The organism is Citrobacter sp. MGH103 (assembly GCF_001034475.2).
Taxonomy (GTDB): Bacteria; Pseudomonadota; Gammaproteobacteria; order Enterobacterales; family Enterobacteriaceae; genus Citrobacter; species Citrobacter freundii.
Window position 1 is genome coordinate 742,385 of sequence record NZ_CP073043.1, and the last position, 16,553, is coordinate 758,937.

The following is a 16,553-nucleotide window of genomic DNA, read 5'->3' on the forward strand; positions in this document are numbered from 1 at the left end:
CAATGTTTATTATTGCTTAGTGTGATCTCGTCGACAGAGTTTTATTTTTTTATAACTGTTTTAGCTATTGGCATAGCTGCTGGTTTATATGATCGAAATCATATATTTGTTTCTGAAATATGCCACTATAGGGGTATGTCAGAATAAGTTTATGTAAAATTTTAACGTTAAATGTTTAATGATGTTAAATGTTAAGGGTAAAAGAATGTTTATTGCCTGGTATTGGATCGTATTAATTGCACTCGTTGCATTGGGTTATTATTGCCATATGAAGCGTTATTGTCGGGCATTCCGACAAGACAGAGACGCATTGCTTGAGGCGCGAAACAAACTCTTCCGACGTTCTGGTGAAGATAACAGCGTGATTAAGGAACAGAAATAGTCCTTCACGTTCTGCTATGGATGAGCGGATGCTGTAAAATAGCAGGGTGGCATCCGCCCTCTGGATTATCCGATTCCCATGGACTGGAGGATGACGAGACTTAACCCCATCACCGACATTCCGCACACGACCCCATAGCTGGGATTATTATTTGGGTCGATCTCTTTTGCCAGTGGCATCAATTCATCGACTGACAGCGCCACCATAATACCCGCGACTGCCGCCATTATTGCCGCCATCACCACAGGCGAGATGAGACTCCCCAGAATTAACCACGCCAGTACGCCGCCCAGTATTTCCGCCATGCCCGAGATCCCGGCCCAGAATATCGCCGTACGTTTGGAGCCCGTTGCTGCATAGACCGGACCTGCAACGGCTAATCCTTCAGGAATATTGTGTAATGCGACGGCAAGCGCAATACCAAAGCCCAGCTCGAGGTTGCTGCTGGCGGTAACAAACGTCGCAATCCCTTCCGGAAAATTGTGCAGGCTGATGCCGAGGGTTAATAAAATCGCGGTGCGTTTAATGGATCCGGGTAGAGGCTGCGTTGTTTTTTGTACCAGATCCTGAGGGTGCGCGTGCGGCAATAGACGGTCCAGGCCAAAGTAGCCCAGCAAGCCGACGATAAACATTCCGTAGCCCAGAACTGGCGACATGCCTTCAGCGGCCAGCGCAGCAGGTAGCATTTCCATTAGAGAGATCAGTAGCATAATCCCGGCAGCGAAGCCTAAAGAAAAGGCGAGAACGCGGTTGGAAGGCTTTTGCCCTAACACGCCGAGAAATGCGCCGATAAACGTGGCGGCACCTGCCAGTAAAGTCAGAAGTAAAGGTACTGACATCGACAAATAAAACTCCTTATCAATCTGCTTTCCGGACTGGATCGTCAAAATAACTGATGATCTTCATCATGGTTATCTGAGTTCTTCATCAACCGAATAAGCGTATTGTAATGGTATCAAAATGACTCCCTCAGTAAGGATATCATCATGTCTTCAACTCGTATGCCAGCATTGTTTTTGGGCCACGGTAGCCCGATGAATGTTCTGGAAGATAACGTTTATACCCGTGCCTGGCAGCAACTGGGGGAAACGTTGCCGCGTCCGAAAGCCATTGTGGTGGTCTCGGCGCACTGGTTCACCCGTGGAACGGGTGTGACAGCGATGGAAGCGCCTAAAACGATCCACGATTTCGGCGGTTTTCCGCAAGCGCTGTATGACACCCATTACCCAGCGCCCGGTTCGCCTGAACTGGCGCAGCACCTGGTTGATTTACTTGCTCCTGTACCCGTCGCGTTAGACAAAGAGGCGTGGGGTTTTGACCACGGTTCCTGGGGCGTACTGATCAAGATGTACCCGAATGCCGACATCCCGATGGTGCAGTTAAGCATCGATAGTACAAAACCGGCGGCCTGGCATTTTGAGATGGGCCGCAAGCTGGCGGCACTGCGTGATGAGGGTATTATGCTGGTGGCCAGTGGTAACGTGGTGCATAACCTGCGTACTGCGCGTTGGCACGGTGAGAACACGCCATATCCGTGGGCAACCTCATTCAATGATTATGTTAAGGCTAACCTGACCTGGCAGGGACCGGCTGAGCAGCACCCGCTGGTGAACTATCTCGATCATGAAGGTGGATCGTTGTCGAACCCGACGCCAGATCACTATCTGCCGCTGCTGTATGTTCTCGGGGCATGGGATGGTAAAGAGTCTGTTACGATCCCTGTAGATGGTATCGAGATGGGAAGTTTAAGTATGTTGTCGGTGCAGGTTGGGTGATGAACGCCCGATGGCGCTACGCTTATCGGGCATTAAGTTCATGCCGTAGGCCGGGTAAGGAGGAGCCGCCACCCGGCACTCTCAATCATTCGACAAAAATATGCGGATAGAAACGTGACAGATCCTGCGTGATCAACGCACGGTCTTCACGAATGCCGATCCCTGCGGGTTGATCGTTGATCAGCCAGCTGCCAATCAGCATATAGCTGTCGCCAAACTTCGGTAGCTGATGGAACTGCTGCACGATCATACCTTCTTCACCGTACGGTCCTTCCACGGATTCGATCGTTTTACCGTTCTCAATGATGGAGACGTTAGCTCCCTCGCGCGAGAAGATCGGTTTGACAACGAATTTATCCATCTGCGGGTAGTCGTCTTCGGCGAAATATGCTGGCAGAAGGTTCGGATGATTCGGGAACATTTCCCATAACAGAGGTAACAGTGCTTTGTTGGAAATAATGCTCTTCCAGGCGGGTTCCAGCCAGCGAACTCCAGCGTCTTCCAGCTTGGTGGAGAACATTTCACGCAGCATGAATTCCCACGGATAGAGCTTGAACAGGTTAGCGATCACCTGATCCTGCATATCGGTGAATTGGCCTTTTTCACCAAGACCAATATCTTCTACATAGAGGAATTCTGTAGCGATCTCTGCTTCGGCCGCGCAATCCTGCAGATACTGGATCGTACCGCGATCTTCCACCGTATCACGACAGCAGGTCAGATGTAGCAGTTGAAAACCATACTGTTCACGCAGCTCGGTGAAACGCTCGATCAGCTTTTCCTGCAGACTGTTGAACTGATCGCTGCCTTCCGGCAGGTTGCCCGCATTGAGCTGATCTTCCAGCCAGATCCACTGGAAAAACGCGGCTTCGTACAGCGAGGTTGGCGTATCAGCGTTGTTTTCCAGCAGTTTGGGTTCACCGGTTCCATCCCACGCCAGATCGAGACGTGAATAGAGCGACGGTTGCTGTGTCAGCCAGGACTGGCGGACAAAACCCCAGGTATGCTTCGGAATGCGAAACTTGGTCATCAGCTCATCGCTGGCAATGACCTTTTCCACCACTTTGAGGCACATTTGATGTAGCTCTGCGGTGACCTCTTCCAGCTTTTCAACCTGAGCAAGGGTGAGTTTGTAGTACGCGTCTTCACACCAGTACGGCTCGCCGTACATAGTGTGAAAATTAAAACCGTATTCGGTGGCTTTATCGCGCCAGTCCGGGCGCTCAACAATACTGACTCTTTCCATGACGATCAGCCACCCATTGAACGTGTGGTGGTGCCGCTTGCGCTACGCTGCATGGTGCTCTGTTTGGCCACAGACTCACCAAATCCGCCGCGGGTTACGGTAGAGGTGGTGGCTGGTTTCGGTGCCATAGCGGTTTTCGGTACGGTCATGGTGCGACCCGGCGTTGCTGCGCCGTAGTTTTTACCGCTGGCATCTGTGTATTTGCCGTAAGCCGGGCTGGCCGGGTTTTTCGAGCTAAACAGCGGTTGCTGAGCGCCCATTCCGCCACCCATCAGTCGGCCCATCATGTAGCCTGCCATCAGTGGCATCCAGAAGCTGCCGCTGCTTTGATTCTGCGCCTGAGCCTGACCTTCACCGGTCGGCGCCATACCTGCTTGCGCAGGAGCCTGCTGGCACTGGCCTTCGCCGAATTCAGCGATACAGTCTTCACGAGTGGCGTATTTTGGCGCGGTACGTTCAGCTTCTTTCAGCGCGTTGTTAAACGCGGTAGTACATTCGGCGCTTTTACCCGGATTTGCTGCAGAGCAATCGTCAGCGTTCTGATAAAGCGAAACCGTTTCGTCACTCTTTTCACAGCCCGCGAGCATAAAAACTGCGGTAACTGCCAGGGCGACAGGAGTCAGATGGCGCGCGCTCCAGCTTTTGCGGAACGAGGCGTGATGTATCGATTTTGTCCGTTTCATTTTTGTCTTCCAGGACCCAGTGGTAAACACAGTAAATAATGCTCAGGATAGAGGATGACTGGTCGAAATTGAAGCGGGAAGAGGCGAGAATGCGCAGGAAGGGGCGGATCTTTACGTTGTCTTACGTTCAGACGGGGCCGAAGCCCCGTCATCAGCATCAGTTACGGAACGGGTTGTTGCCGTTGCTGCTGGTTGAACGTGCTGCTGTCGGCTGAGCCGTAGGCAAATTGCCAGTGCCGTTAAAGTCATTCACTGCGGCATCTTGTTGTGGATTTTGCGGCGCTACGGTATCCGGTGTTGTGGATACCGGTTTACCCAGCGTATTGTTCAGTGCCACCAAATCCTGCTCGTTCAGCGTGCCGAGCGCAGATTTGACGTTTAACTGATTGATAAGATAGGTATAACGCGCATTTGCCAGTTGCTGCTTGGCATTGTATAGCGTGGTGGTGGCATCCAACACATCCACAATGGTACGTGTACCTACGGAATAACCGGCTTCCATCGCATCCAATGAGCTTTGAGCAGAGACAACCGCTTGTTTGTACGCGTTAATGCTACTAATAGAAGCATTAATGTTGTTGAATGAAGAACGAACGGTCTGCACCACGCTACGGTGTGCGCTTTCCAGTTGTTCACTCGCGCCAACAAAGTTGTACTGCGCTTGTTTCACCTGTGAGTTAACCATCCCGCCCTGGTACAGCGGCAGCGAGAAGCTCAGACCGATTTTGTTCTGGCCCATGTTGCTGTCGTCATACTGATTACCCGTAGTACCACCATGAGTTTTCGACCCGCTGTAGGAGGTGTCAGACACGCCTGTAGATGCGGTCAGGTCCAGCGTTGGCAGATGACCGTCCTGTGCCTGACGAATCTGCTCACGCGCCAGATCCTGGCTTAAACGCGCCTGCAATAAAGTCAGGTTGCGGTTTTCCGCTTCTTTCAGTAGCGCATTCACCGCCTGCGGTTTGTTGGTTTTGAAACCATCAACGTTCAGCGAAGCCAGTTCCGGGTAATAGTTACCGGTCACCTGACGCAGCTGTTCTACCGCGTTATCCAGATTGTTACGCGCGGTCACTTCGTTCGCCAGCACGGTGTCGTATTGTGAACGGGCGTTCTGCACGTCAGTGATGGCGACCAGACCAACGTTAAAACGCTGAGTGGTCTGATCTAACTGACGATAAACCGCATCTTTCTGTGCCTGGGTGTAAGACAGCACATCAATCGCGTTCAGTACGTTAAAATAGGCCGTAGCGGTATTCAGGATCAGCGTTTGCTGATCGGTCTGATACGTTACGTCCTGGATGCCCGCTGATTTTTCTTGCAGCGTCAGGGCACGCCATTTAGACATGTCGAACAGCGTCTGAGTCAATTGTAATGACGCGCTGGTGGCGTTGGAGTTGACGCCGTTTGCATCACGGTAGCCATTGCTGTAGGTGTAATCGGCACCTAAACCCAGTTGCGGCAGTAATGGACTACGCGCTTCGTTAATTTTTTCGAATGCAGCATCGCGATCGGCGGCGGATTTACGCAATTCCGGGTTGCTCAGGCGTGCTTGCTGATAAACCTGCATCAGGTTTTCTGCCTGGCTCAAAGTACTGAACCCCGACAGGCTCAGGCCGATAAGGATGGGGAGCAATTTCTTCATTTGCATTCCTTGTTGTGAAGCAGTATTTAGCGCTGATCAAATTGTAAAAATATTTGCTGATTCTAGCAGAATCCGCCACTGCAAAAAGTTGGCGTTACGTGCCATACGGCGTTAATTTGCATCAATTTAACACAAGGGCGTTCAAACATCAGTCAAACGACCTTGAAATTCACATTTTAATCACTATTGGTTTCAGGACAGCACAATGCGTAAACCAGACAACTTGCCAATGACTTTCACTAAAAATGATGTAGAAATTATTGCACGAGAAACGCTATACCGCGGTTTTTTTTCACTGGATCTTTATCGGTTCCGCCATCGCTTGTTTAACGGTGGTATGAGCGGTGAGGTAAAGCGCGAAATTTTTGAGCGCGGACACGCGGCAGTCTTGCTACCCTTTGACCCTGAGCGGGACGAAGTTGTACTGGTCGAGCAGATCCGTATCGCGGCGTTTGATACCAGCGAAAGCCCGTGGCTACTGGAAATGGTAGCCGGAATGATCGAAGAGGGCGAAACTGTTGAAGATGTGGCCCGTCGTGAAGCGATGGAAGAAGCCGGACTGGACGTTAAACGTACGAAACCCGTTCTGAGCTATCTGGCAAGCCCTGGCGGCACCAGTGAGCGCCTGTCTATTTTAGTTGGCGAAGTGGACGCTACGACCGCGAGCGGAATTCATGGTCTGGCTGATGAAAACGAAGATATTCGTGTTCATGTGGTGAGCCGGGAGCAGGCTTATCAATGGGTAGAAGAGGGGAAAATCGACAACGCGGCTTCTGTCATCGCCTTGCAATGGTTACAGCTGCACTATCAAGAGTTAAAAACTGAGTGGAAAAAATGAAGCGTTACACACCTGACTTCCCTGAAATGATGCGCCTGTGCGAAACCAACTATTCGCAATTGCGCCGCCTGCTGCCACGTAATGATGCAGCCGGTGAAACAGTGAGCTATCAGGTAGCAAACGCACAATATCGGTTAACGATCGTTGAATCGACCCGATACACTACGCTTGTCGCGATCGAACAAACGGCGCCGGCCGTCACATACTGGAGCCTGCCGTCATTGACCGTGCGCCTGTATCATGACGCGAGGGTGGCTGAAGTGTGTTCAAGTCAGCAGATCTTTCGCTTCAAAGCGCGGTATGATTATCCAAATAAAAAGTTGCATCAACGCGACGAAAAGCATCAAATTAATCAGTTTCTGGCCGACTGGCTACGGTACTGTTTAGCACATGGAGCGATGGCGATTCCGGTTTATTAGCGTCGTGAAACCTAAGGACACCATTTGGAAAGCCTGTTAACCCTTCCTTTGGCTGGTGAGGCCAGAGTCAGGATCTTACAAATTACAGACACTCACCTGTTTGCCGAAAAGCATGAAACGCTGCTGGGTGTGAATACCTGGGACAGTTATCAATCCGTACTGGATGCCATACATGCAGAGTCGCCTGAGTACGATCTGATCGTCGCGACGGGTGATTTGGCGCAGGATCAATCCGCTGCGGCCTATCAGCATTTTGCTGAGGGCATCGCAAGCTTTCGTGCGCCCTGCGTTTGGCTACCGGGCAATCACGATTTTCAGCCGGCAATGTACAGCGCGCTGCAGGATGCGGGAATTTCCCCTGCCAAGCGTGTTTTCATCGGCGAACAGTGGCAAATTTTGCTGCTCGACAGCCAGGTGTTCGGCGTTCCCCACGGTGAATTAAGTGAATTCCAGCTCGAATGGCTGGAGCGTAAACTTGCTGATGCACCAGAGCGTAATACCTTGCTGCTTCTGCATCATCATCCTCTGCCTGCGGGCTGTAGCTGGCTCGATCAGCATAGCCTGCGCAATGCCGCTGAGCTGGATAACGTGCTGGTGAACTATTCACGCGTGAAGTATCTGCTGTGCGGGCATATTCATCAGGAACTGGATCTGGACTGGAACGGACGCCGTCTGCTGGCGACGCCGTCGACCTGCGTGCAGTTTAAGCCGCACTGTTCCAACTTCACATTGGATACCATCAGCCCCGGCTGGCGGACGCTGGAGCTTTTTGCTGACGGGACGTTGCAGACTCAGGTAAGTCGTCTGCAGGGTAATCGGTTCCACCCTGATACCGCTTCAGAAGGCTACTGATGTCTACGCTTCTCTATCTTCACGGATTTAATAGCTCTCCTCGTTCGGCGAAGGCGTGTTTGCTGAAAAACTGGTTGGCGGAGCACCATCCGCACGTTGAGATGATCGTACCGCAGTTGCCGCCGTATCCGGCCCAGGCTGCAGAGATGCTGGAATCGATCATTCTTGAACATGGCGGAGAGTCGCTGGGGATTGTCGGCTCCTCATTAGGTGGTTATTACGCCACCTGGCTGTCGCAATGTTTTATGCTGCCGGCAGTGGTGGTGAACCCTGCTGTACGGCCTTATGAACTGCTGGTCGACTATCTCGGTCAAAACGAGAACCCCTACACGGGGCAGCAATATGTGCTAGAGTCACGCCATATTTACGATCTTAAAGTCATGCAGATTGACCCGCTGGAAGCGCCGGATTTGATCTGGCTGCTCCAACAAACGGGCGATGAAGTGTTGGACTACCGCCAGGCGGTGGCGTATTACGCCTCCTGCCGTCAGACAGTTATTGAGGGCGGAAACCACGCATTCACGGGCTTCGAAGATTATTTCAACCCGATTGTCGATTTCCTTGGACTGCACAGTTTCTGACGATCAATTCGAATTGCTTATTTAAACCATGACGCAAACTTATAACGCTGATGCCATTGAGGTACTCACTGGGCTTGAGCCGGTACGCCGTCGCCCTGGGATGTACACCGATACGACCCGTCCGAACCATCTTGGACAGGAAGTGATTGATAACAGTGTGGATGAAGCACTGGCGGGCCACGCGAAACGCGTGGACGTGATCTTACATGCCGACCAGTCTCTGGAAGTCATTGATGACGGACGCGGCATGCCAGTAGACATTCACCCTGAAGAGGGCGTTCCGGCGGTTGAGCTGATCCTCTGTCGTCTGCACGCGGGCGGCAAGTTCTCCAACAAGAACTATCAATTCTCCGGTGGTCTGCACGGTGTGGGGATCTCCGTTGTTAACGCCCTGTCCAAACGTGTGGAAGTGAACGTACGCCGCGATGGGCAGGTATACAACATCGCGTTTGAGAATGGCGATAAAGTGCAGGATTTACAGGTTGTCGGTACCTGCGGCAAACGCAACACCGGGACCAGCGTGCACTTCTGGCCGGATGAAAGCTTCTTTGACAGCCCGCGTTTTTCTGTTTCGCGCTTAACGCACGTACTGAAAGCCAAAGCGGTACTGTGCCCGGGCGTTGAGATCACCTTCAAGGATGAGGTCAACAACAGCGAACAGCGCTGGTGCTACCAGGATGGTCTGAATGACTATCTGAGCGAAGCGGTGAATGGCCTACCGACTCTGCCGGAAAAACCGTTTATCGGTAATTTCAGCGGTGAGACGGAGACAGTGGACTGGGCGCTGCTCTGGCTGCCGGAAGGCGGTGAGCTGCTGACCGAAAGCTATGTGAACCTGATCCCAACTATGCAGGGCGGGACGCACGTCAACGGTCTGCGTCAGGGTCTGCTGGATGCGATGCGCGAGTTCTGCGAATACCGCAATATTTTGCCGCGTGGCGTGAAGCTGTCGGCGGAAGATATCTGGGATCGCTGTGCTTACGTGCTGTCGGTAAAAATGCAGGATCCGCAGTTTGCCGGACAAACCAAAGAACGCCTCTCTTCGCGTCAGTGTGCGGCGTTTGTTTCTGGCGTGGTGAAAGATGCCTTCAGCCTGTGGCTGAACCAGAACGTACAGTCCGCCGAACTGCTGGCTGAGATGGCGATTTCCAGCGCCCAGCGTCGTCTGCGCGCGGCGAAAAAAGTGGTGCGTAAAAAGCTGACCAGTGGTCCGGCGCTGCCGGGTAAACTGGCGGACTGTACCGCACAGGATCTTAATCGCACCGAATTGTTTCTCGTCGAAGGTGACTCCGCAGGCGGTTCCGCCAAACAGGCGCGCGATCGTGAATATCAGGCGATCATGCCACTCAAAGGTAAGATCCTTAATACCTGGGAAGTCTCTTCCGATGAAGTTCTGGCTTCGCAGGAAGTGCACGATATTTCGGTGGCGATCGGCATCGATCCGGACAGCGACGATCTGAGCCAGTTGCGTTACGGTAAGATCTGTATCCTGGCGGATGCGGACTCCGATGGTCTGCACATCGCCACGCTGCTGTGCGCACTGTTTGTGAAGCACTTCCGCACGTTGGTGAAACACGGTCACGTGTACGTGGCGCTGCCGCCGTTATACCGTATCGACCTCGGTAAAGAGGTGTATTACGCGCTGACGGAAGAAGAGAAAGCGGGCGTACTGGAGCAGTTAAAGCGCAAGAAAGGTAAGCCGAACGTGCAGCGCTTTAAAGGACTGGGTGAAATGAACCCGATGCAGCTTCGTGAAACCACGCTGGATCCGAACACCCGTCGCCTGGTGCAGCTCATTATCGATGATGAAGACGATCAGCGTACCAACGCAATGATGGATATGCTGCTGGCCAAGAAGCGTTCTGAAGACCGTCGTAACTGGTTGCAAGAGAAAGGCGACCTGGCGGATCTTGAAGGCTAATTGCATGTAGAAAAGCCGGAGAGGGGCGTAAAATGCCTTATCCGGCTCTCATCTGACGAAGCGATTATATGCCGGATAGCAAAGCGTCATCCGGCAAATCGACAACCTTAAATACCCGACTCCAGAATTCGAATATTCATGTCCAGCACGTCACCTTTTACGGCTTCGCTGTAGGCTTTCATATGCGGGGTCTGCAAATGCGCTTCAAGATGCGCGATGCTTTCCCACTGCTCAACCATCACGATTGAATCTGGCGCTGTGGTCTGAAAACTCACACCTGCGGCATGATCCACCATCGGCGCATAGCCGTGGCAGCCTTCTTCTTTCAGTACGGTCGGAACGATTTTAGCAAACTGATCCAGTACCGCCTGGCGGTGATGTTGACCTGGACGTGTACGGATTTCTGCAATAACGGTAAGCATGGTTAACTCCTTCTAATTCCAGGTTACCAGTTAACCAAAAATTTCGGTCAGATGCTTGCGATATTCTGCGATATAACGCGGGACGTCCGGCATTTTAATCACGTCATTGGTGATAAAGGTCGGCAGCGCTTCCATTCCCAGGAACTGGTTTGCTTTATGGAACGGTAGATAGACGCCATCAACACCAACGCCATGGAAGAACTGGTCTTTTTCAGTGAAGGCTTCCATCGGTGCGTTCCAGGTCAGGGACAGCATGTATTTTTTGCCCTGAATCAGCCCGCCGGAGCCATATTTTTTAGAGGCATCTGAACGTGTGCGGCCATCGCTGGCGTACAGCGTGCCGTGACCTTCGGTAAACACGTCATCGATGTATTTTTTCACGGTCCACGGTGCGCCCATCCACCAGCCTGGCATCTGCCAGATAACCGCATCGGCCCAGACGAAATTCTGCACTTCTGTTTTTACGTCATAATCGCTGTCCGCGCGTACGACTTTAACATCATGCCCGAGGTCGCGCAGGATACCGTCCGCGACCTCGGTCAGGGTGTCATTCAGTTGGCCATTAGAATGGCCGAATTTTTTCGCCCCGTTGATAATCAGAATGTTGCTCATTTTGTGTCCTCAAGGAAATACGTTTGAGGACGATTTTACCCCCACCAGCGGTGCGGTGAAATTAGCAAAATGTGCAAAGTCTTTTGCTATTTGAGCAATAATAATGCAGTTACCAACTGACCTTAGCTTCAAAGCCACCTTCCGAAGCGTTGCCAAACGAGGCTGACATTCCATGCAGTGTTGCGATACGGCGGACAATTGACAGGCCGAGACCGCTGCCGGTCACGCTTTGTCCTGGTGGACGATAAAAACGTTCACCGATGTGTGTAAGTACCTCCGGCGCAACGCCTGGACCATTATCTTTGACGCTGAAATTGCGGGCGTTGAGCGTCACTTCCACAATGCTCCCCTGCGGACTGTAGCGAATGGCATTATCCAGCAGATTTCGTACCATCAGGCTCAGCAACAGCGGCTGTCCTGTGCGCATAATATTGTGTGCGTTAATTTGCAAACGTACGTCAATGTGCGCCTGCTGGGCCGGGTGGTAGATATCCATCACCGCGGATTGCAGTAGCTCCTCCAATGAAATTTCCGCCACATCCTGAAGATTATCGAGGGAGTCGAGGCGCGAAAGCGTCAGGAGCTGATCGACCAGTCGGGTGGCGCGTTCAATTCCCGCATGTAGCTGCGCCAGCGCTTTTTCCCGCGTTTGCGGGTCGTCGTCTGACAGTTGCACCACTTCGGTTTGCACCTTCAGCGCGGTCAACGGACTGCGCAGCTCATGGGCGGCATCAGAAGTGAAGCGGCGTTCACGCACCATCATTGAGTGGATGCGGGTAAACAGCTGATTTAGCGATTCAACCAGCGGGCGCACTTCGCTTGGCACACCTTTCGAGTCGAGCGGCTCTTCTGATTCCGGGGCGCGCCAGCGCAGAGCTTGCGCCAGTTTTTTTAGCGGCCTGAGTTCGCGACTCAGCATGACCACCAGGATCAGCAACATCAGCGGCAGCGCAACCAGCCATGGGGTTAATTGTGCAGTAAGGATCGACAGCGCCATATCCTCCCGATATTCCCACTCCTGGCCCACCACAATGCGATATTTCCCATCAGCGGAATTCAGCCACAGGAAGCGCCAGGAATCGCTGTCGCCCCTGAGTTGGCCGTCGCTAAACCCTTCCCGGCTGTAGCTGTAGGGAATATCCTGGCCATTATCGCCATCGTGTAGCACCATTTTGCCGTCGGTGGAGTAGATGGCAAACGCCAGTGCGTCGTCATCAATATGGCCATGCTTTAGTTTCTTTGGCGTGCGGGCCATATTGCTTGAGGTGGTGACATCGCTGATATCCAGCGTGCTAAGCCGCTTGGCGAACAGCATCAGCTGGGTATCAAACAGCTCATCGACATTATCGGTAGTCTGCCTCCAGGCCACAAAACTGGATACGGCCCAGGTGGCTGATGCCAGAATCAGAAAAATAAGCGTTAGCCTGACGCGCAGGCTGAGGCGTTGTGTGAGTTTCATGCGTCACCCAGGGTGTAGCCAATGCCATGCACGGTACGGATAAAGTCGCTGCCGAGCTTACGGCGTAAGTGATGAACGTGGACCTCAACCGCATTGCTGGAGACATTTTCGTCCCAGGTATACAGTTTTTCTTCAATCAGTTTGCGGGGCAGGACGCGACCTTTGTTGCGCATCAACAGTTCCAGCAGTGCGAACTCTTTAGGTTTGAGTGACAAAGGTTCACCCGCCGCCGTGGCGACCAATGCGCCAGGATCGAGCGTTACCTGGCCATGGCGCAATGTGTTGCTGGCCTGGCCGCTGGCACGACGCACCAGCGCCTCCAGTCTGGCAGCAACTTCGATCAGCGCAAAGGGTTTACACAGATAGTCATCTGCGCCCAGGCGCAGGCCTTCAACGCGTTCCGCCAGCGCGTCGCGAGCGGTCAGAATCAGTACCGGCTCCTGCTTCCCGTTAGCTCGCCATTCGCGCAAAATGTCCCGTCCGTCTATGCCTGGCAGTGTCAGGTCGAGGATTACCGCATCATAAGGTGCGCTGTAGAGTGCTTCTTTGCCCTGGAGACCTTCGGTAAACCAGTCAATGCTGAAACCCATTTTACTCAAACCTGTTTTCAGGCCATCGCCAATCAACGTGTCATCTTCGATCAGTAAAATACGCATATGTTCTTCCCTGCGATAACTCATTTGCAGTCAGTAAACCTGTGGCTACAGTCTCTGTACAGTAAAAAAAGTATCTTTTTTTGCCTTAAGAACTTGTTAAGGATTAACTTATTTAATAGTCGTAAACCAACATGAAAGGGAGACATGACGATGAAAAAATTAGCTGCAATGGTTGCCGTAATGGCACTGTGTTCCGCACCTGTTCTGGCAGCTCAGCAGGGCGGCTTCTCTGGGCCAACGACAACCACTACGCAGAGCCAAAACGGCGGATTTGTCGGCCCGAACGGTAGCAGCACGACAGTAGAAAGCGCCAAATCACTGCGTGATGACACCTGGGTTACCCTGCGCGGGAACATCGTTGAGCGTATTTCCGACGACCTGTATGTGTTTAAAGATGCGACCGGCACGGTGAATGTGGATATCGACCACAAGCGCTGGAACGGCGTAACCGTCACACCGCAGGATGTGGTTGAAATCCAGGGTGAAGTGGATAAAGACTGGAACTCCGTTGAAATCGACGTGAAACAGATTACCAAAGTTGCTAAGTAATCCCCATCAGGGCCGCGTCCGCGGCCCTTTTCTTTGTGACTCAACACGCCAGATAGGGTAGTATCTGCGGCAATATTGCCCTTCAATAGAGGGGTACAAAGTTGAGGAACCACGATTAATGAGCGATATGGCAGAGCGCCTGGCGCTGCATGAATTCACGGAAAACGCCTATCTGAACTATTCCATGTACGTCATCATGGATAGGGCGTTGCCGTTTATTGGCGATGGTTTGAAACCCGTTCAGCGTCGCATCGTGTACGCGATGTCCGAACTGGGGCTGAATGCCAGCGCCAAATTTAAAAAATCCGCCCGTACCGTCGGTGACGTGCTGGGTAAATACCATCCGCACGGCGACAGCGCCTGCTATGAAGCGATGGTGCTGATGGCGCAGCCGTTCTCTTACCGTTATCCGTTGGTTGACGGGCAGGGGAACTGGGGGGCGCCGGACGATCCGAAATCCTTCGCGGCGATGCGTTATACCGAATCCCGCCTGTCTAAATATGCGGAAGTCCTGCTGGGTGAACTCGGTCAGGGCACGTCGGACTGGGTGCCGAACTTTGACGGCACCATGCAGGAGCCGAAGATGCTGCCTGCGCGTCTGCCAAATATTCTGCTCAACGGTACGACCGGTATTGCCGTTGGTATGGCAACGGACATTCCGCCGCACAACCTGCGTGAAGTGGCAAAAGCAGCGATTACTCTGATTGAGCAGCCGAAAACGACGCTGGATCAGTTGCTGGATATCGTGCAGGGGCCGGATTACCCGACCGAAGCGGAGATCATTACCTCGCGCGCGGAGATTCGTAAGATTTACGAAAACGGACGCGGCTCCGTACGTATGCGTGCGGTATGGACGAAAGAAGACGGCGCGGTGGTGATTTCCGCGCTGCCACATCAGGTTTCCGGGGCAAAAGTGCTGGAGCAGATCGCTGCTCAAATGCGCAATAAAAAGCTGCCGATGGTAGACGACCTGCGCGACGAATCGGATCACGAAAACCCGACCCGTCTGGTGATTGTCCCGCGCTCCAATCGCGTGGATATGGAGCAGGTGATGAACCACCTGTTTGCCACCACCGATCTGGAAAAAAGTTACCGCATAAACCTGAACATGATCGGTCTTGATGGTCGTCCGGCGGTGAAAAACCTGCTGGAGATCCTCACCGAATGGCTGGCGTTCCGCCGCGATACCGTGCGCCGCCGCCTGAATTATCGTCTGGAAAAAGTGCTCAAGCGCCTGCACATCCTTGAAGGCTTACTGGTGGCGTTCCTCAATATTGACGAAGTAATCGAAATTATTCGTCATGAAGATGAACCTAAGCCAGAGCTGATGTCGCGGTTTGGTATTTCTGAAACCCAGGCTGAAGCCATCCTTGAGCTGAAATTGCGCCATCTTGCCAAACTCGAAGAGATGAAAATCCGCGGCGAGCAGGATGAACTGGCGAAAGAGCGCGATCAGTTGCAGGCCATTCTGGCTTCTGAACGTAAAATGAATAACCTGCTGAAGAAAGAGCTGCAGGCTGACGCTGAGGCCTATGGCGACGATCGTCGTTCTCCGCTGCAGGAGCGCGAAGAAGCGAAGGCGATGAGCGAGCACGACATGCTGCCGTCTGAGCCGGTGACCATTGTGCTGTCCCAGAGCGGCTGGGTGCGTAGCGCGAAAGGCCACGACATCGATGCGCCGGGATTAAGCTATAAAGCGGGCGACAGCTTTAAGTCGGCAGTGAAGGGTAAGAGCAATCAGCCGGTGGTGTTCGTGGACTCGACCGGCCGCAGCTATGCCATCGATCCGATTACGCTGCCGTCGGCGCGCGGTCAGGGTGAACCGCTGACCGGGAAGCTCACTCTGCCGCCGGGCGCGACGGTTGAGCACATGCTGATGGAAGGCGATGATCAGAAACTGCTGATGGCATCGGATGCGGGCTACGGTTTTGTCTGCACCTTCAATGACCTGGTTGCACGTAACCGTGCAGGTAAGGCATTGATTACGCTGCCAGAGAATGCGCGCGTCATGCAGCCGGTGGTGATTGAAGATGAAACCGATATGCTGCTGGCGATTACTCAGGCTGGTCGCATGTTGATGTTCCCGGTGAGCGATTTACCGCAGTTGTCGAAAGGCAAAGGGAACAAGATCATTAATATCCCTTCAGCGGAAGCGGCGAAAGGCGAGGATGGTCTGGCGCAACTTTACGTGCTGCCGCCGCAGAGCACACTGACTATCCACGTCGGTAAGCGCAAAATCAAACTGCGTCCCGAAGAGTTGCAGAAAGTGACCGGCGAGCGCGGCCGTCGCGGCACGCTAATGCGTGGTCTGCAGCGTATCGACAGCATTGAGATTGACTCGCCTCGACGCGCCAGTCACGGCGACAGCGAAGAATAACGCTACCGTCCGGCTCTCCCTGTTAAAGTCCAGGGAGAGCCAACGTTAAAAATTCCCGTGAAACCGTTGTTTATTCGTGCGTTGCGATTAACAATACGCTTTTCCAGAGAGCCGCCCTTAACAAAGCCCTAACCTGATA

Annotated in this window: 16 protein-coding genes; 8 read left to right on the forward strand and 8 right to left on the reverse strand. The window is 52.9% G+C overall.

Translation table 11 applies throughout. From position 1 onward, the window contains the following. Nucleotides 1–447: 447 nt before the first annotated feature. Nucleotides 448–1,221, reverse strand: coding sequence for a zinc transporter ZupT (zupT, locus tag SK33_RS03635; protein WP_048218605.1), 774 nt, complete (start codon nt 1,219–1,221; stop codon nt 448–450). A 147-nt stretch (nt 1,222–1,368) separates the two neighbouring features. Between zupT and ygiD the strand changes: the two genes are divergently transcribed. After that, nucleotides 1,369–2,157, forward strand: a complete 789-nt coding sequence (gene ygiD, locus SK33_RS03640; RefSeq protein ID WP_003024597.1) for a 4,5-DOPA dioxygenase extradiol — start codon at nt 1,369–1,371, stop codon at nt 2,155–2,157. An 85-nt stretch (nt 2,158–2,242) separates the two neighbouring features. Here the strand turns inward: ygiD and SK33_RS03645 are convergent, their stop codons facing one another. The 3 genes from SK33_RS03645 to tolC form a co-directional block, all read right to left on the reverse strand. Beyond that, nucleotides 2,243–3,403, reverse strand: coding sequence for a glutathionylspermidine synthase family protein (locus SK33_RS03645; RefSeq protein ID WP_003024594.1), 1,161 nt, complete (start codon nt 3,401–3,403; stop codon nt 2,243–2,245). Between the two features lie 5 nt (nt 3,404–3,408). Further along, complete coding sequence (locus SK33_RS03650; RefSeq protein WP_003024591.1) at nt 3,409–4,086, reverse strand: DUF1190 family protein; 678 nt, start codon at nt 4,084–4,086, stop codon at nt 3,409–3,411. Between the two features lie 157 nt (nt 4,087–4,243). Further along, complete coding sequence (tolC, locus tag SK33_RS03655) at nt 4,244–5,728, reverse strand: outer membrane channel protein TolC (RefSeq protein ID WP_048218603.1); 1,485 nt, start codon at nt 5,726–5,728, stop codon at nt 4,244–4,246. Between the two features lie 205 nt (nt 5,729–5,933). Here tolC and nudF point away from each other — a divergent pair, with 205 nt between their 5' ends. Genes nudF through parE form a run of 5 tightly spaced genes read left to right on the forward strand, consistent with a single transcriptional unit; the run spans nt 5,934 to nt 10,339 of the window. After that, nucleotides 5,934–6,566, forward strand: a complete 633-nt coding sequence (nudF, locus tag SK33_RS03660) for an ADP-ribose diphosphatase (protein ID WP_003024585.1) — start codon at nt 5,934–5,936, stop codon at nt 6,564–6,566. Beyond that, on the forward strand, nt 6,563–6,985 hold the full coding sequence (locus SK33_RS03665; RefSeq protein ID WP_003024582.1) for a DUF1249 family protein: 423 nt from the start codon (nt 6,563–6,565) through the stop codon (nt 6,983–6,985). Before nudF ends, SK33_RS03665 begins: the two co-directional genes overlap by 4 nt. 24 nt (nt 6,986–7,009) lie before the next feature. Further along, nucleotides 7,010–7,837, forward strand: a complete 828-nt coding sequence (gene cpdA / locus SK33_RS03670; RefSeq protein ID WP_048218601.1) for a 3',5'-cyclic-AMP phosphodiesterase — start codon at nt 7,010–7,012, stop codon at nt 7,835–7,837. After that, nucleotides 7,837–8,418 (forward strand): esterase YqiA, encoded by a 582-nt coding sequence (gene yqiA / locus SK33_RS03675; RefSeq protein ID WP_003024575.1) that lies wholly within the window; start codon nt 7,837–7,839, stop codon nt 8,416–8,418. The genes cpdA and yqiA overlap by 1 nt, the downstream gene beginning before the upstream one ends. Nucleotides 8,419–8,446: 28 nt before the next feature. Next, nucleotides 8,447–10,339, forward strand: a complete 1,893-nt coding sequence (parE, locus tag SK33_RS03680) for a DNA topoisomerase IV subunit B (protein WP_003024571.1) — start codon at nt 8,447–8,449, stop codon at nt 10,337–10,339. Nucleotides 10,340–10,446: 107 nt separating this feature from the next. Here parE and SK33_RS03685 read toward each other — a convergent pair whose 3' ends face one another. From SK33_RS03685 to qseB, 4 genes are all read right to left on the reverse strand, one after another. After that, nucleotides 10,447–10,761, reverse strand: a complete 315-nt coding sequence (locus tag SK33_RS03685) for a putative quinol monooxygenase (protein WP_003024557.1) — start codon at nt 10,759–10,761, stop codon at nt 10,447–10,449. Nucleotides 10,762–10,791: 30 nt separating this feature from the next. After that, on the reverse strand, nt 10,792–11,373 hold the full coding sequence (locus SK33_RS03690) for an NAD(P)H-dependent oxidoreductase (RefSeq protein ID WP_003838153.1): 582 nt from the start codon (nt 11,371–11,373) through the stop codon (nt 10,792–10,794). A gap of 109 nt (nt 11,374–11,482) precedes the next feature. Beyond that, on the reverse strand, nt 11,483–12,832 hold the full coding sequence (qseC, locus tag SK33_RS03695) for a quorum sensing histidine kinase QseC (protein ID WP_003846328.1): 1,350 nt from the start codon (nt 12,830–12,832) through the stop codon (nt 11,483–11,485). Further along, nucleotides 12,829–13,488 carry a quorum sensing response regulator transcription factor QseB gene (gene qseB / locus SK33_RS03700; protein ID WP_048218599.1) on the reverse strand — a complete coding sequence of 220 codons (660 nt, stop codon included), beginning with the start codon at nt 13,486–13,488 and terminating at the stop codon, nt 12,829–12,831. The genes qseC and qseB overlap by 4 nt, the downstream gene beginning before the upstream one ends. A gap of 150 nt (nt 13,489–13,638) precedes the next feature. On the opposite strand from qseB, the gene SK33_RS03705 reads away from it, so the two are divergent. Continuing rightward, nucleotides 13,639–14,037, forward strand: a complete 399-nt coding sequence (locus tag SK33_RS03705; RefSeq protein WP_003024544.1) for a YgiW/YdeI family stress tolerance OB fold protein — start codon at nt 13,639–13,641, stop codon at nt 14,035–14,037. 118 nt (nt 14,038–14,155) lie between these two features. After that, nucleotides 14,156–16,414 (forward strand): DNA topoisomerase IV subunit A, encoded by a 2,259-nt coding sequence (gene parC / locus SK33_RS03710; RefSeq protein ID WP_003024543.1) that lies wholly within the window; start codon nt 14,156–14,158, stop codon nt 16,412–16,414. The last annotated feature ends 139 nt before the right edge of the window (nt 16,415–16,553 follow it).

What these genes read in the sequence shown, in the direction of transcription:
- zupT (WP_048218605.1), bottom strand. Translation starts at nt 1,221, where the DNA reads ATGTCAGTACCTTTACTTCTGACTTTACTGGCAGGTGCCGCCACGTTT.
- ygiD (WP_003024597.1), top strand. Translation starts at nt 1,369, where the DNA reads ATGTCTTCAACTCGTATGCCAGCATTGTTTTTGGGCCACGGTAGCCCG.
- SK33_RS03645 (WP_003024594.1), bottom strand. Translation starts at nt 3,403, where the DNA reads ATGGAAAGAGTCAGTATTGTTGAGCGCCCGGACTGGCGCGATAAAGCC.
- SK33_RS03650 (WP_003024591.1), bottom strand. Translation starts at nt 4,086, where the DNA reads ATGAAACGGACAAAATCGATACATCACGCCTCGTTCCGCAAAAGCTGG.
- tolC (WP_048218603.1), bottom strand. Translation starts at nt 5,728, where the DNA reads ATGAAGAAATTGCTCCCCATCCTTATCGGCCTGAGCCTGTCGGGGTTC.
- nudF (WP_003024585.1), top strand. Translation starts at nt 5,934, where the DNA reads ATGCGTAAACCAGACAACTTGCCAATGACTTTCACTAAAAATGATGTA.
- SK33_RS03665 (WP_003024582.1), top strand. Translation starts at nt 6,563, where the DNA reads ATGAAGCGTTACACACCTGACTTCCCTGAAATGATGCGCCTGTGCGAA.
- yqiA (WP_003024575.1), top strand. Translation starts at nt 7,837, where the DNA reads ATGTCTACGCTTCTCTATCTTCACGGATTTAATAGCTCTCCTCGTTCG.
- parE (WP_003024571.1), top strand. Translation starts at nt 8,447, where the DNA reads ATGACGCAAACTTATAACGCTGATGCCATTGAGGTACTCACTGGGCTT.
- SK33_RS03685 (WP_003024557.1), bottom strand. Translation starts at nt 10,761, where the DNA reads ATGCTTACCGTTATTGCAGAAATCCGTACACGTCCAGGTCAACATCAC.
- SK33_RS03690 (WP_003838153.1), bottom strand. Translation starts at nt 11,373, where the DNA reads ATGAGCAACATTCTGATTATCAACGGGGCGAAAAAATTCGGCCATTCT.
- qseC (WP_003846328.1), bottom strand. Translation starts at nt 12,832, where the DNA reads ATGAAACTCACACAACGCCTCAGCCTGCGCGTCAGGCTAACGCTTATT.
- qseB (WP_048218599.1), bottom strand. Translation starts at nt 13,488, where the DNA reads ATGCGTATTTTACTGATCGAAGATGACACGTTGATTGGCGATGGCCTG.
- SK33_RS03705 (WP_003024544.1), top strand. Translation starts at nt 13,639, where the DNA reads ATGAAAAAATTAGCTGCAATGGTTGCCGTAATGGCACTGTGTTCCGCA.
- parC (WP_003024543.1), top strand. Translation starts at nt 14,156, where the DNA reads ATGAGCGATATGGCAGAGCGCCTGGCGCTGCATGAATTCACGGAAAAC.